The sequence below is a fragment of the Nocardioides sp. CPCC 205120 genome (assembly GCF_048654585.1).
GTDB lineage: Bacteria > Actinomycetota > Actinomycetes > Propionibacteriales > Nocardioidaceae > Nocardioides.
This window is the reverse complement of record NZ_JBMCYY010000002.1, coordinates 187,641-212,340: the sequence shown is the minus strand read 5'-3', so window position 1 is coordinate 212,340 and position 24,700 is coordinate 187,641. Positions and strand designations below refer to the sequence as shown.

Annotated in this window: 26 protein-coding genes and 1 tRNA gene; 20 read left to right on the top strand and 7 right to left on the bottom strand. The window is 74.8% G+C overall.

The genetic code is table 11. The features are described 5' to 3' along the window. Positions 1–36 precede the first annotated feature (36 nt). The 12 genes from ACOACO_RS12065 to ACOACO_RS12010 are packed head-to-tail and all read left to right on the top strand — an operon-like array spanning position 37 to position 11,090. Positions 37–1,566 carry a sugar ABC transporter ATP-binding protein gene (locus ACOACO_RS12065; protein WP_420296519.1) on the top strand — a complete coding sequence of 510 codons (1,530 nt, stop codon included), beginning with the start codon at positions 37–39 and terminating at the stop codon, positions 1,564–1,566. Further along, positions 1,559–2,839, top strand: coding sequence for an ABC transporter permease (locus ACOACO_RS12060; protein ID WP_420296518.1), 1,281 nt, complete (start codon positions 1,559–1,561; stop codon positions 2,837–2,839). Before ACOACO_RS12065 ends, ACOACO_RS12060 begins: the two co-directional genes overlap by 8 nt. Next, positions 2,836–3,216, top strand: coding sequence for an L-rhamnose mutarotase (locus ACOACO_RS12055; RefSeq protein ID WP_420296517.1), 381 nt, complete (start codon positions 2,836–2,838; stop codon positions 3,214–3,216). Before ACOACO_RS12060 ends, ACOACO_RS12055 begins: the two co-directional genes overlap by 4 nt. Next, positions 3,213–4,076 (top strand): amidohydrolase family protein, encoded by an 864-nt coding sequence (locus ACOACO_RS12050; RefSeq protein WP_420296516.1) that lies wholly within the window; start codon positions 3,213–3,215, stop codon positions 4,074–4,076. Before ACOACO_RS12055 ends, ACOACO_RS12050 begins: the two co-directional genes overlap by 4 nt. Further along, a complete protein-coding gene (locus ACOACO_RS12045) occupies positions 4,073–5,191 on the top strand; it encodes a Gfo/Idh/MocA family protein (RefSeq protein WP_420296515.1) in 1,119 nt (372 codons plus the stop codon). Before ACOACO_RS12050 ends, ACOACO_RS12045 begins: the two co-directional genes overlap by 4 nt. Next, positions 5,188–5,985: an SDR family NAD(P)-dependent oxidoreductase gene (locus tag ACOACO_RS12040; protein ID WP_420296514.1), complete on the top strand. Its 798-nt coding sequence runs from the start codon at positions 5,188–5,190 to the stop codon at positions 5,983–5,985. Before ACOACO_RS12045 ends, ACOACO_RS12040 begins: the two co-directional genes overlap by 4 nt. Further along, complete coding sequence (locus tag ACOACO_RS12035; protein WP_420296513.1) at positions 5,985–7,367, top strand: lyase family protein; 1,383 nt, start codon at positions 5,985–5,987, stop codon at positions 7,365–7,367. Before ACOACO_RS12040 ends, ACOACO_RS12035 begins: the two co-directional genes overlap by 1 nt. Continuing rightward, positions 7,364–8,302: a thiamine pyrophosphate-dependent dehydrogenase E1 component subunit alpha gene (locus tag ACOACO_RS12030; RefSeq protein WP_420296512.1), complete on the top strand. Its 939-nt coding sequence runs from the start codon at positions 7,364–7,366 to the stop codon at positions 8,300–8,302. The genes ACOACO_RS12035 and ACOACO_RS12030 overlap by 4 nt, the downstream gene beginning before the upstream one ends. Beyond that, on the top strand, positions 8,295–9,287 hold the full coding sequence (locus tag ACOACO_RS12025; protein WP_420296511.1) for an alpha-ketoacid dehydrogenase subunit beta: 993 nt from the start codon (positions 8,295–8,297) through the stop codon (positions 9,285–9,287). The genes ACOACO_RS12030 and ACOACO_RS12025 overlap by 8 nt, the downstream gene beginning before the upstream one ends. Next, entirely contained in the window at positions 9,284–9,754 is a 471-nt protein-coding gene (locus ACOACO_RS12020; protein ID WP_420296510.1) for a VOC family protein, read from the top strand. Before ACOACO_RS12025 ends, ACOACO_RS12020 begins: the two co-directional genes overlap by 4 nt. Before the next feature lie 17 nt (positions 9,755–9,771). Continuing rightward, on the top strand, positions 9,772–10,758 hold the full coding sequence (locus ACOACO_RS12015) for a LacI family DNA-binding transcriptional regulator (protein ID WP_420296509.1): 987 nt from the start codon (positions 9,772–9,774) through the stop codon (positions 10,756–10,758). Then, positions 10,755–11,090 (top strand): muconolactone Delta-isomerase family protein, encoded by a 336-nt coding sequence (locus tag ACOACO_RS12010; protein ID WP_420296508.1) that lies wholly within the window; start codon positions 10,755–10,757, stop codon positions 11,088–11,090. The genes ACOACO_RS12015 and ACOACO_RS12010 overlap by 4 nt, the downstream gene beginning before the upstream one ends. Before the next feature lie 100 nt (positions 11,091–11,190). On the opposite strand, the gene ACOACO_RS12005 is transcribed toward ACOACO_RS12010, so the two are convergent. After that, positions 11,191–13,044 carry a BCCT family transporter gene (locus ACOACO_RS12005; protein ID WP_420296507.1) on the bottom strand — a complete coding sequence of 618 codons (1,854 nt, stop codon included), beginning with the start codon at positions 13,042–13,044 and terminating at the stop codon, positions 11,191–11,193. A 92-nt stretch (positions 13,045–13,136) separates the two neighbouring features. Next, positions 13,137–13,733 (bottom strand): LysR family transcriptional regulator substrate-binding protein, encoded by a 597-nt coding sequence (locus ACOACO_RS12000; protein WP_420296506.1) that lies wholly within the window; start codon positions 13,731–13,733, stop codon positions 13,137–13,139. Positions 13,734–13,827: 94 nt separating this feature from the next. On the opposite strand from ACOACO_RS12000, the gene ACOACO_RS11995 reads away from it, so the two are divergent. The 3 genes from ACOACO_RS11995 to ACOACO_RS11985 all read left to right on the top strand — a co-directional run bounded on the left by ACOACO_RS11995 (position 13,828) and on the right by ACOACO_RS11985 (position 15,307). After that, the gene (locus ACOACO_RS11995; RefSeq protein ID WP_420296505.1) at positions 13,828–14,532 is read left to right on the top strand and encodes a SatD family protein; all 705 of its coding nucleotides are present in this window, start codon (positions 13,828–13,830) and stop codon (positions 14,530–14,532) included. Positions 14,533–14,571: 39 nt separating this feature from the next. Then, a tRNA-Leu gene (locus tag ACOACO_RS11990) sits at positions 14,572–14,656 on the top strand. 87 nt (positions 14,657–14,743) lie between these two features. After that, entirely contained in the window at positions 14,744–15,307 is a 564-nt protein-coding gene (locus ACOACO_RS11985; RefSeq protein WP_420296504.1) for a hypothetical protein, read from the top strand. A gap of 57 nt (positions 15,308–15,364) precedes the next feature. Here the strand turns inward: ACOACO_RS11985 and ACOACO_RS11980 are convergent, their stop codons facing one another. After that, a complete protein-coding gene (locus ACOACO_RS11980; protein ID WP_420296503.1) occupies positions 15,365–16,153 on the bottom strand; it encodes an inositol monophosphatase family protein in 789 nt (262 codons plus the stop codon). 69 nt (positions 16,154–16,222) lie between these two features. Between ACOACO_RS11980 and ACOACO_RS11975 the strand changes: the two genes are divergently transcribed. Next, entirely contained in the window at positions 16,223–16,990 is a 768-nt protein-coding gene (locus tag ACOACO_RS11975; RefSeq protein ID WP_420296502.1) for an MBL fold metallo-hydrolase, read from the top strand. After that, positions 16,990–17,715: a hemerythrin domain-containing protein gene (locus ACOACO_RS11970; protein ID WP_420297230.1), complete on the top strand. Its 726-nt coding sequence runs from the start codon at positions 16,990–16,992 to the stop codon at positions 17,713–17,715. The genes ACOACO_RS11975 and ACOACO_RS11970 overlap by 1 nt, the downstream gene beginning before the upstream one ends. A 250-nt stretch (positions 17,716–17,965) precedes the next feature. On the opposite strand, the gene ACOACO_RS11965 is transcribed toward ACOACO_RS11970, so the two are convergent. Beyond that, a complete protein-coding gene (locus ACOACO_RS11965; protein WP_420296501.1) occupies positions 17,966–19,147 on the bottom strand; it encodes a putative manganese transporter in 1,182 nt (393 codons plus the stop codon). 11 nt (positions 19,148–19,158) lie between these two features. After that, positions 19,159–20,076 (bottom strand): manganese catalase family protein, encoded by a 918-nt coding sequence (locus ACOACO_RS11960; protein ID WP_420296500.1) that lies wholly within the window; start codon positions 20,074–20,076, stop codon positions 19,159–19,161. A gap of 414 nt (positions 20,077–20,490) precedes the next feature. Here ACOACO_RS11960 and ACOACO_RS11955 point away from each other — a divergent pair, with 414 nt between their 5' ends. Together ACOACO_RS11955 and ACOACO_RS11950 are read left to right on the top strand one after the other, a co-directional pair. Then, positions 20,491–21,213, top strand: a complete 723-nt coding sequence (locus tag ACOACO_RS11955) for an AfsR/SARP family transcriptional regulator (protein ID WP_420296499.1) — start codon at positions 20,491–20,493, stop codon at positions 21,211–21,213. 71 nt (positions 21,214–21,284) lie between these two features. Continuing rightward, a complete protein-coding gene (locus ACOACO_RS11950; RefSeq protein ID WP_420296498.1) occupies positions 21,285–22,055 on the top strand; it encodes an isocitrate lyase/PEP mutase family protein in 771 nt (256 codons plus the stop codon). Positions 22,056–22,109: 54 nt separating this feature from the next. Here ACOACO_RS11950 and ACOACO_RS11945 read toward each other — a convergent pair whose 3' ends face one another. Then, a complete protein-coding gene (locus ACOACO_RS11945) occupies positions 22,110–22,883 on the bottom strand; it encodes a hypothetical protein (protein WP_420296497.1) in 774 nt (257 codons plus the stop codon). A 173-nt stretch (positions 22,884–23,056) separates the two neighbouring features. On the opposite strand from ACOACO_RS11945, the gene ACOACO_RS11940 reads away from it, so the two are divergent. Continuing rightward, positions 23,057–24,397 carry a M20/M25/M40 family metallo-hydrolase gene (locus ACOACO_RS11940; RefSeq protein ID WP_420296496.1) on the top strand — a complete coding sequence of 447 codons (1,341 nt, stop codon included), beginning with the start codon at positions 23,057–23,059 and terminating at the stop codon, positions 24,395–24,397. A 49-nt stretch (positions 24,398–24,446) separates the two neighbouring features. Here ACOACO_RS11940 and ACOACO_RS11935 read toward each other — a convergent pair whose 3' ends face one another. Beyond that, positions 24,447–24,683: a DUF5703 family protein gene (locus ACOACO_RS11935; RefSeq protein WP_301800648.1), complete on the bottom strand. Its 237-nt coding sequence runs from the start codon at positions 24,681–24,683 to the stop codon at positions 24,447–24,449. Between the last annotated feature and the right edge of the window lie 17 nt (positions 24,684–24,700).

The window sequence follows — 24,700 nt, the reverse complement described above, 5'->3', positions numbered from 1 at the left end:
AGGCACCCCACGGGCGATGCGAGAAGGGCGAGGGGCATGAGGGAAGGCACGGCGGGCGAGGTCCTGCTCGAGCTGAGGAACGTGACGAAGCGGTTCGGCAACGGCACGCAGGCGCTGCGCGGGGTCGACCTCGTCGTGCGCCGCGGCGCGGTGCACGGGCTCGTCGGGGCGAACGGCGCCGGCAAGTCGACGCTCATCAAGTGCGTGAGCGGCGTGCAGCCGGTCACCAGCGGCACCATCCACTGGGCCGGCGAGGAGCGGGCGTGGAAGGACCCGGGGGACGCCCAGGCGGCCGGCCTCGCCACGATCCACCAGCACGTCCCCCTGGTGCCGACGCTCTCGGCGCTGGAGAACGTGTTCCTCTGGCGGCGCGGCCCCTGGCGGCGCACCGCGGGCATGCGGGCCGAGTTCGCCCGTCTCGTCGAGCGGCTCGGCTACGACATCGACCCCGACGTCCAGGTGGCCAGCCTGCCCATCGGCACCCGCCAGATGATCGCGATCCTGCAGTCGCTGGCGCTGGGCGCCCAGCTCGTCATCATGGACGAGCCCACCGCCTCCCTCTCGGAGGCCGAGCGCCGCATCGTCCTCGACGCGGTGAAGCGGCTGGCGGCGGATGGCACGACCTTCGTCTTCATCTCCCACTTCCTCGACGAGATCCTCGAGATCACCGATCACGTGACGGTGCTCCGCGACGGGCGGGCCCTGCTCGACGAGCCCACCGCGACCCTCACCGAGGAGCGCCTCGTGCAGGCCATCGCCGGTCGCGAGCTGCTGGCCGTCGAGGCGGCGGCCGGCGGCGAGCGTCCGCCGGGCGAGGTGCTGCTCGACGTCCGGGGCCTGAACGCCCCGGTCGGGGTGCGCGACGTGTCCTTCCAGGTGCGGGCGGGGGAGATCGTCGGCCTCGCCGGGCTCCTGGGCTCGGGACGCTCCGAGATCCTCGACGCCGTCTTCGGCGCCGACCGCGCGGCCTCCGGGGTCGTGGAGGTGCGCGGCGAACGCCTGAAGCGGTCCCCCCGCGCCGCCGTGGCGGCGGGGTGCGCCTACGTCCCGGAGGACCGCGTCAACCAGGGTCTGCACCCCGACGAGCCCCTGTGGAAGAACATCAGCCTGCCCGACCTCGAGCGCAGCGCCCTGCGGCGGTTCCTGCCGCAGGAGGCCCGCGAGCGGGCGACCGCACAGCGGGCCATCGAGGAGCTGGGCATCGTCGCGTCCGGGCCCGACGCCCTGCCCAGCGAGCTGTCCGGCGGCAACGCCCAGAAGGTCGTCTTCGCCAAGTGGTTGTACGCCGACAAGTCGGTGTGGCTGCTCGACGAGCCGACGGCGGGGGTCGACGTCGGGGCCAAGGCCGAGATCCTCCAGCTCGTGCGGCGTCTCGCTGCCGAGGGGCGGGCGGTCGTCCTGGCCTGCAGCGACTTCGACGAGCTGCTGTCCGTCGCGACCCGCGTGCTCGTCGTGCGCGGCGGCCGCGTCGTGCACGACCTGCCCGCGCACGACACCACCGAGGAACAACTCATCATGCTCGCCCACGGGTTGGGCGCCGGAAGCCGAGAGGTCGTCCATGTCTGAGAAGGTCGTGACCCCGCAGGGGGCGTCCCGCCCGCGGGTGCCCGCGTGGCTCCACCCGAGCAACGCCGGCGTGGTCTACGCGTTCGCCGCCCTCGTCGTCGTGCTCAGCCTCGCCACGGCGAGCGCGGGCCGCCCGACGTACGTCTCCCCGACGAACGTCTCCAACATCATCGACCAGACCGCCCTGCTGGGGATCCTGGTCGTCACCACGACGATCGTGCTGATCTCGGGCAACTTCGACCTCTCGGTCGGGTCCGTCGCCGCCCTGGGGGCGGCGACCTGCCTGGGGCTGATGCCGGCGCTGGGCTTCTACGGGGCCTTCGCCGTGGCGTTGCTCGCCGGGGCCGGCATCGGTCTCTTCAACGGCGTGGTGGTGCAGTACGTCGGGATCAACGCGTTCATCGTCACCCTGGGCACGCTCACCGCTGTGCGCGGACTGGTGCTCATCATCACCGACGGCCGCACCGTGACCGCGAGCGACGGCGCCGACCGTGACGCCCTGCGCGCGCTCGACGGCTCCCGCTGGGTGACGCCGAACCTCTACCTGCTGGCGGGCCTGGTGCTGCTCGCCGTCGCCGCCTGGCGGTTGTGGTCCGGCCGCGAGCGCCCCGAGGAGCGCCGCCGCCCGGCCACGTGGCTGCCGCTCGTCGCCGGCGTCGCGCTGCTCGCTGCGTCACCGGTCGCCGTCTTCACGGTGCGGCTCAGCCAGCGTGCGCTCTACATGCTCGTGCTGGTCGCCGTGGCGGCGTGGGTGCTGCGCTACACGACCGTCGGGCGCCGTCTCTACGCCACCGGCGGCAACGCGGAGGCCGCGCGCCTGTCCGGCGTCGCCGTCGACCGCTACCGCGTGATGGCGTTCGTGCTCAACGGCACCGCCGCCGCGTTCGTCGGCGTCCTCTACGCGAGCCGGCTGGGCTCGATCAACCCGACGGGCCTCAGCGGTTTCGAGCTGACCGCGCTCGCGGCGGCCATCCTCGGCGGCACCTCGCTCTTCGGCGGGCTCGGCAGCGTCGCCAAGTCGCTCGTCGGCGCGCTCATCCTCGTGACCCTGGCCAACGGCTTCAACGTGCTGAACCTGGGAGCCAACTACCAGGGCCTGATCGAGGGCGTCGTCCTCATCGTCGCGGCGGGCATGTACACGGTGGCGCTGCGCAACAAGCAGCGCGTCAGCCTCCGCTCGACCGAGCCCCCGGTCCCCTCGCCGGACCCGGCGGCCGAGCCGGCCGAGCACGCGCAGCCGGTCACCGCGGGCGCCGGGACGGGTCGACCGTGACCCTGCGCGCCACCGTCCTGCTCAGCACGCTGCGCCCGGGCCACGAGGAGGCCTACGACGCCGAGCACGCCCGCGTGCCCGACGACCTCCTTGCCACGCTCCGCGCGCACGGCGTGCGGGACTGGGTGATCTGGCGGGAGGAGCGCTCCTTGCTGCACCTCGTCGACGTCGACGACTACCCGGCGCTCGAGGCGGCGATCGCCGACGACGCGGCCAACCGCCGCTGGCAGGACCGCATGGCCGTCCACGTCGAGGGCTTCACGCCCCTCACGACGCTGCCGACCCCGCACCGGCCGTCGCTGGTGTGGTCGCTGCAGCACCAGGTCGCCGGGCGCACCGTCGCCCCGCGCCACCCATCCGAGACGAGGAGCAGATGATCCACGGACAGCGCGTGCTCGACGCGCACCAGCACCTCTGGACGCTGGGGGAGGGCCGCTACGGCTGGCTCACGCCCGACGCCGGGCCCCTGCACGCGAGCTTCGGCGTCGCCGACGCCGAGCCACTGGTGGCGGCGAGCGGCGTCGACGACGTCGTCCTCGTCCAGGCGGACGGCACGTTCGCCGACACCGAGGCGATGCTCGCCGCCGCCGACGCCTGGCCGCGGGTCGTCGGTGTCGTCGCCTGGGCGCCGCTCGACGACCCGACGGTGCTCGCCGCCGCTCTCGAGCGGTACGCCGGGGAGCCGCGGGTCGTGGGCCTGCGCCACCAGATCCACGACGAGCCCGACGCCGACTGGGTCGTGCGCGCGCCGGTCCTCGACGGCCTCGGCGCCGTCGCCCGGGCGGGCCTGGCGTACGACGTCGTCGCCGTCGAGCCCCGCCACCTCGAGCACGTGCCCACGCTCGCCGCCCGGCACCCCGAGCTGCGCCTCGTGATCGACCACCTGGCCAAGCCGCCCGTCGCCGCGGGCAGCTGGGAGCCGTGGGCCGAGCTGCTGCGGGCGGCCGCCGCGCACCCCAACGTCACGGCCAAGATCTCCGGGCTCGACACGGCCGCGGCGCCCGGCTACACGGCGGGCGACCTCGCACCGTACGTCGAGCACGCCCTCGACTGCTTCGGTGCCGACCGCCTCATGTTCGGCAGCGACTGGCCCGTCAGCATCCTCGCCGGCGGCCACGGGCGCTGGTGGGAGGTCGTCACCGAGCTGCTGGCGCCGCTGAGCCCCGACGAGCAGGTCGCCGTGCTCGGTGGCACCGCCCGTGCCGTCTACGGCTGCGGGATCGGGGTGGCCGCATGAGCGCCGCACCGGCCGGCGCGACCGGACCGACCGGGATCGAGCTCTGGGGCCCGGTCGCCGACGCGGTCGACCTCCGCGTCCCCGTCGAGCACCGGGTGCCGATCGCGGTCGTCGGCGCGGGTGCCATCGTCGACGTCGCCCACCTCCCGGCGTACCGGGCCGCGGGCCTCGAGGTCGTCGGCATCCACGACATCGACGCCACCCGGGCCGAGGACGTCGCGCGGCGTCACGGCATCGACCGCGTCTACGGCAGCCTCGACGAGGTGCTCGCGGACGAGCGGGTGCAGGTGATCGACGTGGCCGTCGTCGCCACCGCGCAGCCCGACATCGTGCGGGCGGCCGTGGCGGCCGGCAAGCACCTGCTGTGCCAGAAGCCGTTCGCGCCCGACGTGACGACGGCCGAGGAGCTCCGCGACCTGGCCGAGGCGGCCGGCGTGCGCGTCGCCGTCAACCAGCAGCTGCGCTTCGACGAGGGCATCGCCGTCGCGCGGGCCGTCGCGGAAGCGGGCTGGATCGGGGAGCCGACCGCGCTCACGGTGCACGTCGACATCGCGACCGACTTCGGCGCGTGGCCCTGGCTGCTCACCTCCGACCGCCTGGAGATCGCCTACCACTCCATCCACTACCTCGACGCGATCCGCTCGATCCTGGGCGACCCGACGTCGGCGTACTGCGCCGCGGGCCGCCGGCCCGGTCAGGCACCCGCCGCGGAGACGCGCACGATGACGACCCTGCGCTTCCCCTCGGGCGCGAGCGCCGGCCTGCACGTCAACCACGAGAACCTCGGCGGCGACGCACGGGCCGAGTTCCGCCTCGACGGCTCGGAGGGGTCCGTGCGCGGCGAGCTGGGCATGCTCCTCGACTACCCGCACGGGCGCCCCGACACCGTCGAGCTGTTCAGCCGGGTCGTGCCGACCGACGGCTGGGTGCCGTTCCCGGTCACCCGCCGCTGGATCCCGGACGCCTTCGCCGGACCGATGAAGGGCCTGCTGCGCTGGATCGCCACGGGCGAGCCCGCGCCGACATCGGCCGCCGACAACGTCGGCACCCTCCGGCTCGTCGAGGCGCTCTACGCCTCCATCGCCAGCGGTCGGGCCGAGGACGTGGACCGGTGACGGGGACGGGCCAGGCCGGGCTCGCCGGTCGCCGCGCCCTCGTCACCGGCGGCGCGGGCGGGCTGGGCCGGGCGTGCGCCGAGGCCTTCCTCGAGGGCGGGGCCGTCGTCGTGCTGAGCGACGCGCCCGGCTCCCCGGTGGGGGCCGTGGCCGACGAGCTGGGTACGGCGTACCCCGGTCGTGTGCACGCCCTCGCGCTCGACCTGTCGACCAAGGAGCAGGCCGCGGCGCTGCCGGGCCTCGCCCTGGAGGTCGCGGGCCTCGACGGCCTCGACGTGCTCGTCAACGCCGTCGGCGTCATGCGCACGACGCCGCTTGCCGACCTCGGCTTCGACCAGTGGGACCGGACGCTGGCGGTCAACCTGTCGGGGGTCTTCGCGACCACGCAGGCGGCCGCCCGCCTCATGGGCGAGGGCAGCAGCATCGTGAACGTCGCCTCGGTCGCCGCGCGCTCGGGCCGGCCCAATGCGGCGGACTACGCCGCGACGAAGGCGGCGCTGCTGTCGCTGACGAAGTCGGCGGCCCTCGCGCTCGCTCCGCGGACCCGCGTCAACGCCGTGTGCCCGGGGATCTTCCTGACCGACATGTGGCAGGGCATCCTGCGCGACCGCGACGCCGAGTTCGGCCCGGGCGCGGGGCAGCGCTACCTGCAGGAGCAGTCCGGGCGCGCCGCGCTCGGGCGGGTGGGGGAACCCCGGGAGCTGGCCGCGGTCGTGGCCTTCCTCGCCGGTCCCGCCTCCTCGTTCGTGACCGGGCAGGCGATCAACGTCGACGGTGGATTGGAGATGGACTGATGAGTCGACGAACGGGCCCGTTCGACCTGCTCTGGGAGCTGTACGGGGACCAGGAGATGGCCGCGGTGTTCTCCGCCGAGGAGACCGTGGCGTGCTGGGTGCGGGTCGAGTCCGCCCTCGCCCAGGCGCAGGCACAGCTCGGGATCGTGGATGCCGCGCGGGCCGCCGCCATCCAGGCCGCCTGTGCCGACCCCGGCCTCATCGACCTCCCGGCGCTGTGGGAGGGAGCCCGCAACGTGGGCTACCCGATCCTCAACCTCGTGCGACAGGTCGACGCCGCGCTCCCCGCGGACATGCGCGGCAGCGTGCACTTCGGGGCGACGACGCAGGACATCATGGACAGCGGGCTGGCCCTGCAGCTCGACGCAGCCATGGCGGTCGTCGAGGAGCGCCTGCGTGAGCTGGGGGACGGCCTCGCCGCGCTCGTCGTGGCGCACGAGGCGACCGTGATGCCCGGGCGCACGCACGGCCAGCAGGCCGTGCCGACCACGCTCGGCGCGAAGCTGGCGGTCTACCTCGACGAGGTGCGCCGGCACCGGGCGCGCCTGCTCGCCGCCCGTGACGACGTCCGCCGGGTCTCGCTCTTCGGCGCCGGAGGCACGTCGGCGGCGCTCGGGCCCGAGGCCACCCGGGTCCGCTCGCTCGTCGCGGACCACCTGGGACTCGTCGACACCGAGGTGCCCTGGCACGTGGCGCGCGACTCGATCGTGCACGTCGCCGGCGTCGTCGTGGGGGCCGCGACCACCGCCGCCCGGCTCGCCCGCGAGGTCACCGACCTGTCCCGCACAGAGATCGGCGAGATCGGCGAGACCGTCGGCCACCACCGGGGCGCCTCCTCGACCATGCCGCAGAAGGCGAACCCGATCACGAGCGAGTCCATCATCGGGTTCGCCGTGGCCGCGCGCTCGGCGCTCCCGGGGCTGTCGCGCGCGGCCGAGGCGGGCCACGAGCGGTCGGCCGGCGAGTGGCAGGTGGAGTGGGTGCTGCTCCCGGCGCTCTTCGCCAACGGCAGCTCGGCGCTGCGCCTGGCCGTCGAGCTCGTCGCCTCCCTGGCCGTCTATCCCGAGCGCATGCGCTCGAACCTCGCCGCCGACGGCGGCCTCATCATGAGCGAGCACGCGATGATCCGGCTCGCGACCCACCTGGGACGCGAGGAGGCCCACGACGTGGTCTACGGCCTCGCCCTGGAGTCGCGGCGGCGGAACGAGACCCTCGCGGTCGTCCTCGAGGAGTGGCTGCGGGAGCACCCGTCGCTGCCCCCCGTGGACGTCGCGGCCGACCAGGGTGCCGTGGGCGACGCCGTACGCCTGAGCCGCGCCTCCCTCGCCCTCTGGAGCGACACGCTCCGCACCGAACCCCGACCGTGGAAGGACCCCGCATGAAGCTCGACGACCTCCTCTCGATGTGGCGCATCCGTGCGCTGGAGGAGAAGATCCGCGACCTCCGGCTCGAGGGCCCCATCGTCGGTTCGGTGCACCTGGCCAACGGCCAGGAGGCCGTCGCCGTCGGTGCCACCAGCCAGCTGCGGCCGCAGGACGCGCTGTACGCGACCTACCGTGGCCACGGGTGGGCCGTCGCCCGGGGGGTGCCGCCCCGCGAGGTCCTCGCCGAGCTGATGGGCCGGGCGACCGGCGTCAACGGGGGCCGCGGAGGCTCCGCGCACTTCTCGGCGCCCCAGCACGGGTTCCACGGCGAGAACTCGATCGTCGGCGCCGGCGCGCCGATCGCGGTGGGTGCCGCCCTGGCGGGCAAGCACGACGGCTCCGGCCGCGTCGCCATGACGGTGTTCGGTGACGGTGCGATCAACCAGGGGGCGGTGGCCGAGGCGATGAACTTCGCCGCCGCGTTCGCCCTGGGCGTCGTGTTCGTCTGCGAGAACAACCGCTACTCCGAGCTGACGCCGATCGACGACATGGTCGCCCAGCCCGACCTGTCCCGGCGCGCCACCGCGCTGGGGATCCCCGCCGTGCGCATCGACGGCAACGACCTCGCCCAGGTGCGCACGGCGACGCGGCTCGCGGTGGAGTCGGCGGCGGCCGGACGCGGTCCGTCCTTCATCGAGGCCCACACCCAGCGCATCGTCGGGCACTACATCGGCGACGCCGAGCAGTACCGCCCCGCAGGCGAGCTCGAGCGCGACCTGCACCTCGAGCCCATCGCGCGCCTGACCCGGGAGCTGCTCGCCGACGGCGTCGCCCCCGACGCCGTCGCCCGCTGCGAGGAGCGCGCCCGCGCCGAGATCGACGCGGCCGCGAACGCCGCGCTCGCCGACCCGCTGACCGACCCCGCGACCGCGAAGGACCACCTCTATGCCTGAGATCGTGAAGCTCAACGTCGGCGGCGCGGTGAACGCCGCCCTCGCCCGCGCGCTGGAGGAGGTGCCGGAGACGCTGCTGTACGGCGAGGACGTCGCCAAGCCCGGCGGTGTGTTCGGCGTCACCCGCGGTCTCGCCAAGCGCTTCGGCGACCGGGTCTTCGACACCCCGATCAGCGAGACCGCGATGCTGGGCGCTGCGGTCGGCGCCGCCTCGTTCGGCCGCCGTCCGATCGTCGAGATCATGTGGATCGACTTCTCGCTCGTGGCCTTCGACCAGATCGTCAACCAGGCGGCGAACGTCCGCTACGTCTCCGCGGGGCGCACGAGCGCGCCCCTGACGATCCGCACGCAGCAGGGCAACGCCCCCGGCGCCTGCGCCCAGCACTCCCAGAACCTCGAGGCGCTGCTGCTGCACGTGCCCGGCATCCGGGTGTGCATGCCGCGCACGCCGCAGGACTCCTACGACCTGCTGCTCTCGGCGGTCGCCTGCGACGACCCCACGGTGGTCATCGAGAACCGCACCCTGTACGCCGGGGCGAAGGAGGCCGTGGAGGTCGGCGGTCCCGTCCGGCCCATCGGCGGCCACCGCCGCCTGCGCAGCGGTACCGACGCCACCGTCGTGTGCTGGGGTGCCGTGACGACCAAGGTGCTCGACGCCGTCGACCGTCTCGAGTCCCAGGGCGTGACCGTCGACCTGCTCGAGATGGTCTGGCTCAACCCGTTCGACTGGGACGCGGTCCTCGAGAGCGTCGGGCGCACCGGGCGCCTCCTCGTCGTGCACGAGGCCTCCCGCACCGGCGGCTTCGGCGCCGAGGTGGTGGCGCGGGTGGCGGAGTCGGGCGTGGAGCTGCGAACGCCGCCGCGACGCGTGGCGCTGGACGACTCGCGGATCCCGTCGGCGCCCCAGCTCGCCGCCGTGCTGCTGCCGCAGACCGGGGACGTCGAGGCCGCTCTGCGGACGATGGTGGGCGGGGCCGAGGCGTGATCGGGATCTGGCACTTCAGCTTCACCGTCGCCGACATCGACCGGTCGGTGGCCTTCTACGCCGACGTCCTCGGGATGGAGCTCGTGCACCGCCAGGACCAGGACAACGCCTACACCCGCAGCCTCGTGGGGTATCCCGACGCGAGCCTGCGGATCGCGCAGCTGCGGGTGCCCGGCGTGCCGAGGGGTGCGTCGAGCCACGACCTGGAGCTGGTCGAGTACGTCGCGCCCCGCGCCGAGCCGACGAGCACGGAGCGGAACCGGCCCGGGGCGTCGCACCTCGCCTTCGCGGTCGACGACGCCGTGGGGACCTACGAGCGACTGCACGCCGCCGGGGTCGAGTTCGTCTCCCCGCCCCAGGCGATCACCTCGGGCGTCAACCGCGGGGGATTCACCTGCTACTTCCTCGACCCCGACCGGATCACGCTCGAGCTCGTGCAGGTTCCGTCGCGCACGGTCGGCACCTGATGGGGGAGGGTGGGGCCATGAGCCCCCCGCAGCGCGTCACCCTCGCCGACGTCGCCCGCGCGGCGGGGGTCGACGTGTCGCTGGTCTCGCGCGTGCTGCGGGGACACGACGTCAAGGTCCTCGACGAGACCAAGGAGCGGATCCACCAGCAGGCCCGCGAGCTGGGCTACCGCCCGAACGCGATCGCGCGCAGCCTGCGCTCGGCCAAGGCGGGGGCGTTCGGCCTCGTCATCCCGAACTTCAGCAACCCGGTCTACGCCCAGATCATCGCCGGCGCCGAGACCGCCGCCGCGCGCCGCGGCTCGGTGATGATGACCTCGAGCGGCGAGGGGTGGAGCCGGTCCGCCTGGTACGAGGCCCTGGACGGCGGGCGGGTGGACGGCCTGCTCGTGGCGGGTGGCTCTGCCGTGGAGCTCGCGAGCCTGCGCGTGCCCTACCTGCTGGTCAACCGCAGCGTCCCGGGCGTCGCCCGCCACCTCGTCCTCGACGACGAGCGGGCGGCGGGTGAGGCCGCCGGCCACCTCCTCGCCCTCGGGCACCGGCACCTCGCCTTCGTGGGCGGACCCGCGGACGCCGACACGGCTCAGCGACGCTGGGCCGGCTTCCGGGCGGCCGTCGGCGAGCACCGGGGCGCGACGGTGCGCCAGCTGGCCGGCGACTACACGGCCGCCGGTGGCCGCGCCGCCGCGACCGCGCTGGTGCGTGACGCCCCGGACGTCACGGGGATCGTCGCGGCCAACCTGCCCTCGGGGATCGGCGCGCTGGAGGGCCTGCGCGACGCCGGTGTCAGGGTGCCCGACCAGGCGTCGGTGGTCGCGGTGCACGACGCCGAGATCGCCGAGTACGTCGTTCCCCGCCTCACCACCGTCCGGATGCCCCTGCAGGAGCTCGGGGCGCGGGGCATCGAGCTGCTCACCACCCTGCCGCCGACCGAGTCCATCGCGGAGGTCGTGGACGCCCCCATCGAGCTCGTGGTGCGCGACTCCACGGGCCCCGTCCGGTGAGCGCGCCGGCGGACGGGCCGGGGAGCGGACGGGGGGACCGCCCCCTGCGCGAGTACCTGGTCACCATGGAGGTCGTCGACGTCGACGGCGTCCCTCCCGGCGAGCTCGAGGCGTTGCGGGCCGCGGAGTCGCGGCGCGCCGGCGAGCTGGCCGCCGCCGGCACGCTGGTGCGCCTGTGGCGCCCGGCGGGCACCGGGTGGCGCAACGTGGGCCTGTGGCGGGCCGAGGACGACGCCGCCCTCGAGGCCGCCCTGGCGTCGTTGCCGTTCGCCCCGCACCTGCGCACCCGGGTCGAGCCGCTCGCCGCACACCCGAACGATCCCGGCCGGTGACGGGGCGCCGGAGAGTGACCCGCTGCGGAACGGGTACGGCGCGGGGCCCGGGCTGGTCTGCCCGGGCCCCGCGCCGTAGCGGTGGTGCTCGTGGGTGGTGCTACTTCGTGGGGTCCACCGGGGGAGCACCGGCCACGCCGGTGCTGCCCGGGGCGGCCGTGACCGCGTCGGGCACGGCCGTGGTGCTGACCGGGTGGCCGTTGGCCATGTAGTCGCCGAGGCCCTCGCCGGGCTCGGTGCCCTCGTAGGAGAGCACGAAGTCGTCGCCGTGCTCGGTGACGCCGGCGAGGACGGCCTGCTCGACGGCCTGCACGGCGTACTGGCGGCGCACGACGATCGGGTCGGTGCGCAGGTCCTTCACCAGGGCGAAGCACAGACCGATCATCACCAGGACGAACGGCACCGAGGCCGCGATGGTGATGTTCTGCAGACCCTGCAGCGCGTCCGAGCCGCCGACGAGCAGCATGACGGCGGCGACGGCACCGGTCAGGCAGCCCCAGAACACGACGGTCCAGCGTCGCGGCTCGCTGGCGCCGCGCTCGGAGAGCTGGCCCATGACGATCGAGGCGGCGTCGGCGCCGGAGACGAAGAAGATCGCGACGAGCACCATGACGACGATGCTGGTCAGCGTCGCCAGGGGGTAGGCCTCGAGCACCGTGAAGAGCTGGCTCTCCAGGCCGGCGGCGCCGGCGATGTCGCGGCCCATCTCCTCGAGGTGGATGGCCGCGCCACCGAAGATCGCGAACCACACGAGGCTCACGGCGGTGGGGACCAGCAGCACGCCGGCGACGAACTGGCGGATGGTGCGTCCACGCGAGATCCGCGCGATGAAGAGGCCGACGAACGGCGTCCAGGACAGCCACCACGCCCAGTAGAAGATCGTCCAGCTCGAGAGCCAGGTCGCGGCGGTGGAGCCGTCGGAGGCGGTGTCGGTGTCGGACGGCACGCGGCCGGCCATCTCGGCGAGGTCGCCGCCGTAGGAGGCGAGCGCGCTCGGCAGCATGTCGAGGATGAAGACCGTCGGGCCGACGACGAAGACGAACAGGGCCAGGGCGAGCGCCAGCACCATGTTGATGTTGGAGAGCCACTGGATGCCGCGGGCGACGCCCGAGACGGCCGAGACGACGAAGGCGGCGGTCAGGCCCGCGATGATCGAGACGAGCACGATGTTGCCGACCTCGCCGATGCCCGCGACGATCTGCAGCCCGCTGCTGATCTGCAGCGCGCCGAGACCGAGGGACGCGGCCGAGCCGAAGAGCGTCGCGAAGATCGCGAGGATGTCGATGACCTTGCCGATGGGCCCGTGGGCGCGGCGGCCGAGGACGGCCTCGAAGGCGGCGCTGACGAGCTGCACGCGGCCCTTGCGGTAGACGCCGTACGCGACGGCCAGACCGAGGACGGCGTAGGTGGCCCAGGGATGCAGGCCCCAGTGGAAGAGGGTGGTGGCGAGCGCGGTCTTCTGGTCGCCGGCGTCACCCGTGCCGGGCGGGCCGGTGGTGAAGTGCGAGACGGGCTCGCTCACGCCGTAGAACATGAGGCCGATGCCCATGCCCGCGCTGAACATCATGGCGATCCACGAGACGGTGCGGAACTCCGGCTCCTCGTCGTCGCGACCGAGCGGGATGGAGCCGTAGCGGCTCAGCGCCAGCCACAGGACGAACACGACGAAGCCGGACGAGGCCAGCACGAAGAGCCAGCCGAGGTGCTCGACGATCCAGGTCAGGGCCTCCGACGAGGCGTTCGAGAGCGAGTCGGTGCCGAGGAAGCCCCAGAGGAGGAAGGCGACCGCGAAGATCGCGGTGACGCCGAAGACCCAGGGGTCGAGCGAGGCGGTCGGGGGTCGGCGCTCCACGGGCGGGGACACGTCGAGCGCGGGGTGCGACCCCGTCTCGGCGGACGGCTCGCGGTGCTCCTCGGCATCGTCGGCAGCGGGCTTCGGGTCGAGAACGGTCACGCGTTCCTCTCGGGTTCACGAAAGCGACGGCCCGTTGCTCGGTCCGCCGCCGGACCTCGTGACATTGCCTCAGATCGTTGCGACGTGCAACTTCATCCGCGGCTGCTGCGCGCCGTGCGGCCCTTCGTGATGCCCACCATCTCCTGGGTGCGGTCGTCGTCACGCTCGACGCGCCAGGCGAGGGCCACGGTCGTCGGCGGCAGGTCCGTCACCGGTCGGTGCACGACGTCCTTGCGGTGGTGCAGCCGCGCCAGGGCCAGGGGCAGCACCGCCACCCCCGAGCCGCTCGCCGCCACCTCGACGGCCTCGCGGTCGCTCATCGCCGGCCACGGGAGCCGCTCGACCCGGGCGACCTCGGCCCAGCCGGGCACCCGGGCGGGGTCGGTCACGAGCTGCTCGTCGGCCAGGTCGGCGAGCTCGACCTCGTCCACCGCGCCGACGACGTGGTCGAGGCCCGCGACGACGACCTGCTGCTCGTCGTACAGGCGCACGACGTGGAGCCCGTCGGTGGTGACGGGCAGGCGCACGAGGCACATGTCGACCTCGTCGTCGCGCAGCACGCGCTCCTGGTCGTCCGCGGTCACCGGCACCAGCTCGAGGCGCTCGCGGGGGTGGCGCTCGCGCCAGCGGGCGGCCCACTTGTCGGGGGTGGCCCCGTCGACGAAGCCGAGGCGGAAGGTCGTGGTCACGGGGACCAGCACATCACGGCCGGCGCCGGTCCCGACACCTCGGACTTAAGCGTATGCCTTCATTCTCGCGAAGTTAAGGAATAGGCTTAAGTCCATGATCGTCTACGCCGTCATCGGCGACATCGTGGGCTCGCGCCGCGCCGCCTCCCGCAGCGCGGTGCAGGCGGCCCTCGCGCCCGCCCTCGCCCGGGTCGACGCCGTCGTGCCCTCGCTCGACGGACTGCTGCCCACCGTCGGTGACGAGTTCCAGGGCGCCTACGCCACCCTCGAGGACGCCGTGTCGGTGACCCTGCTGGCACGGCTGCACCTGCTGCCGCTCGTCGACACACGGTACGGCGTGGGGGTCGGCGAGCGCGAGGTCCTGGACGTCACGCGCACCCCTCCGCTCCAGGACGGCCCGGCCTGGTGGACGGCCCGCGCCGCCATCGACGAGCTCGGTCGCCCGTCCGCCCGTGCGCGCCGCGGCTGGTACGACGCCACGCACGCCCCCGGGGGACCCGCCGGCGCCGGCGTCGTCAACGCCTACCTCCTGTGCCGCGACGCGCTGGTGGACCGCCTGGGGGAGCGGGGGCAACGCATCCTGCGGGCGTCCCTCGGCGGCGCCAGCCAGCGCGAGATCGCGACGGCCGAGGGCATCTCGGAGCCCGCCGTCTCCCAGCACCTGCGGCGCGGGGTCGGCGCCGTGCGCGACGCCCACGCCGAGCTGCGCCGGTTCGCGTCGGCGACGGGTGGCGGGGCGGGTGGCGCGGCAGGGGCGACGTCGGCGGACGCGGCGGGTGGGCGCCCGACCCCGATGTGAGGGTTGGGCGAAGATCCTGCTAACGTTTCCTCCGCACTCGTCCGGGTGGCGGAATTGGCAGACGCGCTAGCTTGAGGTGCTAGTGCCCTTATTGGGCATGGGGGTTCAAGTCCCCCCTCGGACACCGGAACCGGCCCCGGATCTCCTCGGAGATCCGGGGCCGGTCGCATTTCCCGGGCAGGCTCGACCGCGCTCTGGTACGACCTGGGGTGTGACCGCCCACGAGCCCGACGAGGCCCTCCACGTCAGTCCGTCCGCGCGGCGCCAGCTCCCCACGGTGGCGCTCCTCGTGGGTCTCTGGTGCCTCTACCCGGTGCTCGGTCTCACCGGCCTCATCGGTCCCTGGCTCGTCGCGTTCGGCACAGTCGTGCTCGGGTGGGCGGTGCTCCTGGGTGTCCGGTCGGTGCTGCGGGCACGGCGCTCGTCGTGGGAGCTCCGGCTCGACCGCGACGGGGTGACGGTGCGGGACCACCCGACGGTGCCCTGGTCGCAGGTCGACGAGGTACGGATCACGAGGATGCGGCCGCGCTGGCTCTTCCTCGCGTCGCGTCACCGGGTCGTGGCGGTGGTCGGGCGGCCGGGGGTCGAGCTGGCCGCCCTCCCCTCGTCCCGGCTCGCGGGCCCGGTGGTCGTGGCGGGTGGCCTCGGCGCCCGCCTGCGGCACCGCTGGTACGGCACCCAGCTGCTCCTCATGCCCTCCGCGGTCGACGCCTCCGCGACCACGATCGCCGAGGCGGTGCAGCGGTTCAGCGAGGTCCCGGTCCGCCGCGACTGAGCCCGACCGCCGTCCGAGCAGGCCGTCCGACCAGGCGTCCGACCAACCGCGGGGCGTTCAGCCCCTCGGCAGCGGCAGCGCCCCGGCCAGGCCCTGCACGAGCGCGAGCACCTCGGGGTCCGCGGCGGCGACGAGACCGAACGGCGGACGCTGCTGGGGGCGGTACGCCGTACCGTCGAAGTGGCCCACCGCGCCGCCGGCCTCGGAGAGCAGCAGCGACCCGGGCGCGTGGTCCCACGGCTTGGTCTGGCCGAAGACCGCGTAGTCGGCGGCGCCCTCGACCAGCTTGGGGTAGTCGACGCCGCAGCACACCCAGGTCAGCTCGAGCGCCCGGAGCGTGCCGAGCGCACATCCCACCCAGGAGCGCCGCCCGGTGAGGCCGTACAGCTCCTCGCCCACGGGCGGGCGGTGCAGGCGCACGCCGTCGCGCCAGGCGCCGGCGCCGCGCTCCGCGACGTACGCCGCCTCGTGCTGCGGCTGCCAGATCCAGCTGCGCACGACCTCGCCGGCCCGCAGCTCGGCGACCATGACGGCGTGGTCGGGGGAGCCGTGGACGAAGTTCCGCGTGCCGTCGACCGGGTCGAGGGTGAACGCGTGGTCGGCGGTGCCGAACGCGTCCAGCAGGCCCGCGTCGTCGGCGACGGCCTCCTCGCCCAGCACGAGGGCGTCCGGGTAGGCCCGCCGCAGCGCGTCCCCGATGCGCTCCTCGGCCTCGCGGTCCGCGGCGGTGACGAGGTCGCCGGGGCCCTTCTCGCCCACCTCGTCGTCCGCGAGGTGGCCGAACCGTGGCGTCACCACCTCGGCGGCGACCTCCTGGATGAGTCTCAGCACGTCGTCGGTGTCCACGGGAGGCAAGGTAGCGCCCGCCACCGCGGTGGCCGCGCATCCCCCGGAGGGGCCCGGGTACCAGACGGCATGGCCCACCCCCTCCGCCCGTCCGTCGTGATCGAGAAGGTCGCGCCGGGGCTGCACCGCCTCGGCCACGGCCCGGTCAACCTCTACGTCGTCCAGGACGGCGACCGCGTCGCGCTCGTCGACGCCGGCCTCCCCGCCACCCGGCCCGCCGTGGTCGAGCTGCTCGACCGGCTCGGCCACCGCCCGGGGGACGTCGAGGCGATCGCCGTCACCCACGCCCACTTCGACCACCTGGGCTTCGCCCGCTGGCTGCAGGAGGAGCACGGCGTGCCGGTGCTCGTGCACCCGGACGACGGCCACCTCGCCGCCCACCCGTACAGCTACCGGCCGGCGCACAACCGGTTCGCCTTCGCCGGACGTCACCCCGGCGGGTGGCCGCACCTCGCCGCCATGACCTCGCTGGGGGCGCTGCGCGTGAAGCCCCCGCTGCGCACCACGCCGATGGAGCCGGGTGTGCTCGCGTCGTTCCCGCAGAGCCCGCGCGTCCTCCACACGCCGGGCCACACCGACGGCCACACGGTCCTGCACTTCCCGGAGGCCTCGGCCGTGGTGACCGGCGACGCGCTGGTCACGCTCGACCCCTACACGGGGCGTCGCGGCCCGCGCGTGGTGGCCTCGGGCGCCACGAACGCCCCGGAGGTCGCCGTCCGCTCGCTCGAGGCGATCGGCGCCACCGGCGCCGACGTGGTGCTGCCGGGCCACGGCCTGCCCTGGTACGACGGAGCCGCGGCCGCCGCCGACCGCGCGGCCGAGGCGGGGGTGGCGTGATGGCCCGCTCGATCGCCGACCAGACCGACGCCGAGCTCGGCGGCACGTGGAGCATCCTCGTGCGGCAGAAGCGCGACCACGTCCACCTCGACCGCCTGCTCCACCAGCTGGGGACGACGAAGCCCAGCAGCACGGAGCGGCGCGACGTCCTCCACCGGATCGCCCGGCTGGTGTTCCCGCACGCCTTCGCGGAGGAGTCCGTCGTCTGGCCCGCCGCGCGGCGGGTGCTCCCCGACGGGGAGGCGCTGACCCTCCAGGTCGAGCAGGAGCACCAGGAGGTCAACGAGCTGTGGACCGAGCTGGAGTCCGAGGGTCTCCCGCTCGAGCGGCACCAGGCGCTGGTGGACCGACTCGTCGAGGTGCTGCGCGAGGACGTCCGCGACGAGGAGGACGCGCTGCTGCCCCGTCTGCAGGACGCCCTGCCGGTGGCCCGCCTGCGCGCCCTCGGCGTGGCCTGGGAGGCCGTGCGGCGCACGGCCCCGACGCGTCCGCACCCGCTGGTCGCCCGGCGCCCGCCGGGCAACGCGCTCGCGGCGCTTCCGCTGACGGTCATCGACCGCAGCCGGGACCTGCTCGACGTCGGGGCGCGCCACGGCTCACCCGCGATGGCCCCCGCGCTGCACCGCAGCAGCGTCGCCCTGGCCGGCGTGGCGGGTCGCATGGAGCAGGCCGGCGTCCTGCGGCACGGCGACCGCCCCAGCACCCACCGGGGCCGCGATCGCTGAGGCGGTCGCGACCACCACCGACCGGACCGAGAGGCCCGAGGCCACCGCGGCGCGCGCCCACCGGCGCGCGCCGCGGCGCGCCAGGAGGAAGAAGGCGCTCAGCGCCGCCAGGTACAGGGTGGCCAGCACCGGCGCGGCCGGGGTCGAGGCGAGCTGGGTCAGCAGGGCGACGGTCATGGCGGGACCTCCGGGGTCGGTGGGAGCGTGGGTTCGGTCGGAAGGACCTCGACTGGCGGGACGGACCGGTCGCTCAGGTGAGCAGGAGCAGCAGGGAGCCGACGAGCAGCGCCGGCACGGTGGTGACCGCGGCGGCCACGACGGCCGAGCGGGGCTGCAGGGCCAGCATCGGGATGAGGGCGTCGCCGTCCTGGCTGATGGCGTTGGCGACGAAGGTGGACACGGGCATCCCGCCGGCGGCGAACAGCCCGCAGAACACGATCTGGAGCGCGCAGCCGGGCACCAGCCCGACCAGCGCGGCCACCACGACCCCGGCCAGCCCGACGAGCGGGAGGTCGGCGGGGGAGAACCCCGTCGTGGCGGACAGCAGGGACCAGCCGACGAACGCGAGCGCCACCCAGCTGGTGACCACCGCGACGTCGTGGGCGCCGGCCCGGAGCACGCCGGCCATGTCGGTCGGGTCGGCCTGCTCGGCGGGACCGGGCCCGCGACCGGTGAGCAGGTAGCCGAGCGCCGCCAGGGTGCCGGCGCACCCGACGACCAGCGACGGGTCGACACCGCCCAGGGCGGGACCGAGCGCGGCCGGGTCGAGCAGCCGGAACGTGGCGGGGACGCTGAGCGCCGCCCCCACGCCGAGGAGCAGCCACAGCACCGCGACCGGCGCCCGGGAGGGGTCGACGGGGGTGAGCGCGGCGGCGGGGATCGGGGACGGCGTGAGCCCGCCGCCGGCGGGGGGTGCCGGCGTATCCGGGAGGCGGGCCGAGCCGGTCGTGAGGATGCTGTCGGCCGTGCCGACCGGGGTGCCGGCCGGGGTGCCGACCAGGACGGGTACGGCGGGTGCCGCCGCCCGGGTCGCGTCGCGGCGGGGGTCGAGGCCGATCGCGTCGACGACGTAACCCGTCAGCGCCCCGACCACGAGCAGCAGCGCCTTGATCTGCACCATCAGCAGGGGGTCGGCCGCGAGGAGGACCCAGGAGGCGTCCCCCATCGTGGCGACGAGGGCGGCGACCGCGGTGCCGTAGGACACCGCGCCGCGGCCGTAGAGGCTGACCACCACGATCGCGCCGCCGCAGCCCGGGGGCATGGTGAGGGCGGCCCCCGCGAGTGGGGCCAGCCGGCGGCGACGACGCAGCACGTCGTCGATCCGGTGGCCCCACCGCAGGCGCGCCCAGCCGAAGGGAGCGACCAGGAGGGCGACGAAGACGCCGACCCCGAGGAACGCGTCCGCCATCGGGCGCCAGAGGAGCTCGGTCATGGGTGGTCAGCTCACTCGCCGGTGAGCTTCTCCTTCGCCTTGTGCAGGAGGTTCTCGGCACCCTGCGCGTAGGCGCCGGCCGCGTTGCCGGGCTTGCCGGGGCCCTTGCTGCCGTCGTACGTCGCGAAGAGCAGCGGGTCGGGGGCGGGCACCTCCTGGATGTCGTCCCCGAGCGGGCGGCCCTCCTCGAACGCGATCGTGTGGTCGCCGATGATCGTCGTGCCCTGCGCCCAGCGGCCCTCGTGGGCGGTGCTGCCCTCGTGGAAGCTGTAGAACGTGCGCCCGGGCTCGGTCTTCTCCTCGGCGGCGAGGGAGTCCTCGATGCCGTCGGTGAAGCCGTCCTCGATGAGCTGCTCGATGCCGAGCAGCCACTGCTGCTGGTGGAAGGTGTCGCGGGCCAGGTTGAACTGGAGGGTGTCCTTGACCCCCGGGTCGTCCGTCATCTGGTAGACGCGGGCCGTCTGGAGACGGCTCTGGGCCTCGGCGGCGACGTTGCTGCGGAAGTCGGCGAGCAGGTTGCCGCTGGCGACGATGTAGCCGCCGTTCCACGGCACGCCCTGGCTGTTGGTGGGCATCGCGGCGCCGCCGGTGACGATGGCGTGCTGCACGTTCTGGCCCCCGAGCACGGCGGCGAGCGCCGGGTTGGCGGCGGCGGCCTCGGCCTGGGTCTCCGACGGGGCGCCCTCGAGGAGGCGGGCCATCATCGTCACGAGCATCTCGACGTGGCCGATCTCCTCCGTCCCGATGTCCATGATCATGTCCTTGTACTTGCCGGGGATCCGGCAGTTCCAGCCCTGCCAGAGGTACTGCATCATCACGGTCATCTCGCCGAACTGACCGCCGACGAGCTCCTGCAGCTTGGCTGCGAAGAGGGCGTCGGGGCGCTCGGGCTTGACGTCGAACTGGAGCTCCTTGCTGTGGCGGAACACGGTGTCTCCTCTCGGCGGCGGCGACGGTCGCTGCCTCCCGACGACGACACTCACAGCCGGCCGTGTCGCCGGCGTGGGCGCGACCGTGCGCGGCTGCGTCGAACTCCCGTCGTCACCCCGTGGGCCGTCGCGTGGCCCGTGCCGTGGCCCTCTCGTGGCGCCCCCGTGGGTGGGTCCGTGGTCGTCGCGTCCGAGCGCCGTGCCCCGGTCCGTGGCGGCGACGGCGCCCGGCTCGTGGCCCGGGCGTCGGCGGCCCGTCGACGCCGGCGTGGCGCGCTCCGCGGGCTCTCCGTCACCACGGCGTCGCCGGGGCGTCACGAGCGCCCCGCGGGCCCGTCGTACCGGGCTCCCGACGCCTGCATGAAGGCGCCCGCCCCGGGCACCTGTAGTAGGGAGTGACGGGGGAGGTACGGGATGAGCACGGCGCGACTCACGCTGCTGGGCGGCTTCTCGGTGACGTTCGAGGAGGAGCCCGTACGGGTCTCCCGAGCGGGCCAGCGGTTGCTGGCCCTGCTGTGCCTCGAGCGGCGCCGGGGACGCGCCCAACGCTCGGCCGCCGCCGAGCGCCTCTGGCCAGACCTCCCACCGGGTCGCGCGGCCTCCAACCTGCGCTCGGTGCTCTGGCGCCTGCCCCGGCCCCGCGGTCGCGTGCTCGTGCGTTCAGACTCGGCGTGCGTGTGGCTGGACCCGGACGTCGACGTCGACCTCGTGCGCGCCGAGCAGCTCGCCGAGGTGCTGTGCGCCGAGCCGCCGCCGGAGTCGCTGGACGAGGACCTCGGGCTGCTCCACCTCGACCTGCTGCCCGACTGGGACGAGCCGTGGCTGCACGTCGAGCAGGAGAGCTACCGCCAGAAGCGCCTGCACGCGTTGGAGCGGGGAGCGGTGGGCCTGCGAGGAGTCGGTCGCTACAGCGCGGCGCTCGCCGCCGGGCTCGCCGCGGTCCGCGCCGAGCCGCTGCGCGAGACCGCGCACCGCCAGGTCATCGAGGTCCACCTCGCGGAGGGCAACCACGCCGAGGCGCTGCGCCAGTACGACGGGTACCGCCGCCTGCTCGCCGCCGAGCTCGGCCTGCCCCCGTCGCCCGCGATCCGCTCCCTCGTCGGGCCCCTGCTCGGGCGCCCGCTCGACCGCCGCTGACCCGTCCCCGCCCGGGCTGGACCCCGGTCGACGCCCGGGCCGGCACCGCGCCCGGCTGGCATGCTCGGGCCATGCGCACCGACACCGCTGCCGCGGCCACGACCCTCCTGCGACTCCACACCGACCCGGCGATCCTCACCGTCGTCAACGTCTGGGACTCCATCTCCGCGAAGGTCGTCACCGACCTCCCGGGCACGAAGGCCCTGGCCACGGCCAGCCACTCCATCGCCGCCTCCCGCGGCTACGAGGACGGGGAGAACATTCCCGTCGAGGAGATGGTGGAGGAGGTGCGGCGGATCGTCGCCGCGACGCACCTGCCCGTCACGGCCGACCTCGAGGGCGGGTACGGCGACGCCGCCGCGACCGTGCGGGCCGCCATCGCCGCCGGGGCCGTGGGCGCCAACCTGGAGGACCAGCTCAAGCCGCTCGACGAGGCCGCCGCCCAGGTCGAGGCCGTCATGGCCGCTGCGGCCGACGCCGGCGTGCCCGACTTCGTGCTGAACGCCCGCACCGACGCGTTCGTCAGGGGCGCCGCCGACCCGCTGGCCGAGGCCGTGACCCGCGGCCGGGCCTACCTCGAGGCCGGCGCGCCCGTCGTGTTCGTGCCCGGTCCGCTCGACGAGGAGCAGATCGGCACGCTGGTCGACGCCTTCGGCCCGCAGCGGCTCACGGTCATCGGCCTGCCCGGCGTGCCGTCGCCGTCGCGCCTGCAGGAGCTGGGGGTGGCGCGGGTGTCCTACGGCCCGCTGTCGCAGCGGGTGGCCCTCACGGCGCTCGCCGAGCTCGTCGAGGCGGTGCACGCCGACGGCGGCGTCCCCGAGGGGACGCGCCCGCTCAACTGACGCCGCGCCGCTCCCGGGCCAGACCACGGTCCGGGAGCGCCGGTCCGGGAGCGCTCAGCGCACGACCGCGACGAGCGCCACGCCCGCGAAGGCGAACAGCCAGCTCGCGAGGCTGCCGACCAGGAAGTACTCCGTCACGTCGCTCGGCCCGCCCGGCGGCAGCGCCCCCGGTGCGGGCGAGCGCAGCTCCGGGAACCGCAGCAGGGCCTTGGCGGCGATGACCAGCGAGGCGCCGGTCAGGTTGCCGGACAGGCCCAGACCGACCACCACCACCCGCTCCATCGGGCCCAGCACCCGCCCGCCCTTCAGCTGCTTCTCGTTGTCGTGGGCCGGCACGCCCACGAGGTCCAGCAGCAGGCGCACGACCACGTTCGCCGTCGAGACCTGCACCAGCAGCACGCCGGCGACGAGGAGCAGCAGCGCGGCGTCGGTGTCGGCCGCGACGCTGCGGTCGACGAGCCGCTCGAACGCGGCGACCTCGCCCATCGCCGGGCCGCACAGCACGACCGCCACCAGCCCGGCCAGCAGCGCGACGTACGCCGTCGTGAACAACCAGCGGCCCCGCACGAGGGGCACCCCCGGCGGCAGCGCGCGCGCCCGGCCCAGCGCCGCGGCCGAGGCGAGCACCCACAGGGCGGCCGACGCACCCACGCCCGCCCAGCCCCACCAGCCGCGGCCCGACGGGTCCGCCGCCAGCGCCGCAACCACCGTGCCGGCCAGCGTCGCGCCCGCCAGGGTGAGCCGCCGGCGCAGGCTCGTGAGGTCGCGGTGGGCGCGGAAGAGGTCGCAGGCGCCCAGCAGCAGGAGCCAGGTGGCGACGCCGGTCACCGCGGGCCCTCGCCCGTCGGGACCCCCGAGGTCGACGTGTGCATGGCAGCAGCCTGCCGCACGCCACCGACGGTCCGGTGCCAGGTCCGGAGCCAGGTCTGGCGCCAGGTCCGGTGGTGGGGGCCAGCGGTGCCCCGCGTGCGGGTGTGGCCGCGCCTGCGAGGATGGCGCGCATGAGCGAGGAGACGAGCAAGCCGGGAGCCGACGCGTCGTACGCCCCCTCCTACGACCCCGCCGCGGAGGTCGTGGAGCTGTGCCGCGACCTCATCCGCATCGACACCTCCAACTACGGCGACGACTCGGGGCCGGGGGAGCGGAAGGCCGCCGAGCACGTGGCGACCCTCCTCGACGAGGTCGGCATCGAGGCCCGGCTCTACGAGTCGGAGCCCGGCCGCACGTCCGTCGTGGCCCGCTGGGGCGGCAGCGAGGGCGACCCGCTGCTGCTGCACGGCCACCTCGACGTCGTGCCCGCCGCCGCCGAGGACTGGCAGGTGCACCCGTTCTCGGGCGAGGTGCAGGACGGCTACGTCTGGGGCCGCGGCGCCGTCGACATGAAGGACTTCGACGCGATGCTGCTCTCCGTCGTGCGCGCCCGGGCCCGGGCCGGCCAGGTGCCCGACCGCCCGATGGTGCTCTGCTTCACCGCCGACGAGGAGGCGGGCGGCCACAAGGGCGCCCAGGTGCTCGTCGAGCAGCACGCCGACGAGCTCGCGGACTGCACCGAGGCCGTCGGCGAGGTCGGCGGCTTCAGCGCCACCGTGCGCGGGCGCCGGGTCTACCTCGTCGAGGCCGCCGAGAAGGGCATGGCCTGGATGAAGCTGACCGCGCGCGGCCGCGCGGGGCACGGCTCGATGGTCAACACCGAGAACGCGGTGACCGACCTCGCCGGGGCCGTCGCCCGCATCGGCGCCCACCAGTGGCCCGTGCGGCTCACCCCCACGATGGAGGTGCTCCTCGCGACCATCGGCGAGCTCGCGGGCGTGCCGGCCACGCCGGAGAACGCCCCCGCGCTCGTCGAGGAGTTCGGCGGGGCCGCCCGCATGCTCGGCAACGTCATCCGCAACTCCACCAACCCGACGATGCTGAGCGCGGGCTACAAGGTCAACGTCGTGCCCACCGAGGCGACCGCGCACGTCGACGGCCGCTTCCTGCCCGGCTTCGAGGACGAGTTCTTCGCGACGCTGGCCGAGCTGACGGGGGAGGACGTGGAGATCGACTTCGTCTCCCACCAGCAGCCGTGGGAGACGCCGTACGACGGCGACCTCGTCGACGCGATGAGCCGCAGCCTGCTCGCGGAGGACCCGGACGCCCTCGTGGCGCCGTACCTGATGAGCGGGGGCACCGACGCCAAGCACTTCCGCCAGCTCGGGATGCGCTCCTACGGGTTCGCGCCGCTGCGCCTGCCCGCCGACCTCGACTTCACCGCGCTGTTCCACGGGGTCGACGAGCGCGTGCCCGTCGACGCGCTGGAGTTCGGCGCCCGCGTGCTCGACCGGTTCCTCGGCGACGCCTGAGGCCCGGTCGGTCCAGCCGGCCCGGACGGTCCAGCCGGCCGGGTCGGTCTCAGCTCGCCCAGAGCGTCGGGCGCTGGCGGATGATCTTGCGGCGCACGACCACGCGGCGCACGCCGTCGGTGGCGATCCGCACCCGGTCGAGCTCCCACCCGCCGTGCTCGGCCATCTCGACGAGCGCCTGCCGCACCGCGTTGCGCGACAGGTGGCGCGAGAGCACGACGTCGCGGTACTCCCACTCCACCCCGGGCGAGAGCGTGCGGCGGGGGCGCTGGGGCGGTCGGGTCACGCGGGTCACCTCCGGGT

Excerpts from the sequence above, each read along its gene's own strand:
- ACOACO_RS11975 (WP_420296502.1), top strand. The coding sequence starts at position 16,223 with ATGGCCCACCCCCTCCGCCCGTCCGTCGTGATCGAGAAGGTCGCGCCG.
- ACOACO_RS11950 (WP_420296498.1), top strand. The coding sequence starts at position 21,285 with ATGCGCACCGACACCGCTGCCGCGGCCACGACCCTCCTGCGACTCCAC.
- ACOACO_RS12065 (WP_420296519.1), top strand. The coding sequence starts at position 37 with ATGAGGGAAGGCACGGCGGGCGAGGTCCTGCTCGAGCTGAGGAACGTG.
- ACOACO_RS12035 (WP_420296513.1), top strand. The coding sequence starts at position 5,985 with ATGAGTCGACGAACGGGCCCGTTCGACCTGCTCTGGGAGCTGTACGGG.
- ACOACO_RS12050 (WP_420296516.1), top strand. The coding sequence starts at position 3,213 with ATGATCCACGGACAGCGCGTGCTCGACGCGCACCAGCACCTCTGGACG.
- ACOACO_RS11970 (WP_420297230.1), top strand. The coding sequence starts at position 16,990 with ATGGCCCGCTCGATCGCCGACCAGACCGACGCCGAGCTCGGCGGCACG.
- ACOACO_RS12060 (WP_420296518.1), top strand. The coding sequence starts at position 1,559 with ATGTCTGAGAAGGTCGTGACCCCGCAGGGGGCGTCCCGCCCGCGGGTG.
- ACOACO_RS11995 (WP_420296505.1), top strand. The coding sequence starts at position 13,828 with ATGATCGTCTACGCCGTCATCGGCGACATCGTGGGCTCGCGCCGCGCC.
- ACOACO_RS12015 (WP_420296509.1), top strand. The coding sequence starts at position 9,772 with ATGAGCCCCCCGCAGCGCGTCACCCTCGCCGACGTCGCCCGCGCGGCG.
- ACOACO_RS11965 (WP_420296501.1), bottom strand. The coding sequence starts at position 19,147 with ATGACCGAGCTCCTCTGGCGCCCGATGGCGGACGCGTTCCTCGGGGTC.
- ACOACO_RS11940 (WP_420296496.1), top strand. The coding sequence starts at position 23,057 with ATGAGCGAGGAGACGAGCAAGCCGGGAGCCGACGCGTCGTACGCCCCC.
- ACOACO_RS12025 (WP_420296511.1), top strand. The coding sequence starts at position 8,295 with ATGCCTGAGATCGTGAAGCTCAACGTCGGCGGCGCGGTGAACGCCGCC.
- ACOACO_RS11955 (WP_420296499.1), top strand. The coding sequence starts at position 20,491 with ATGAGCACGGCGCGACTCACGCTGCTGGGCGGCTTCTCGGTGACGTTC.
- ACOACO_RS12030 (WP_420296512.1), top strand. The coding sequence starts at position 7,364 with ATGAAGCTCGACGACCTCCTCTCGATGTGGCGCATCCGTGCGCTGGAG.
- ACOACO_RS12045 (WP_420296515.1), top strand. The coding sequence starts at position 4,073 with ATGAGCGCCGCACCGGCCGGCGCGACCGGACCGACCGGGATCGAGCTC.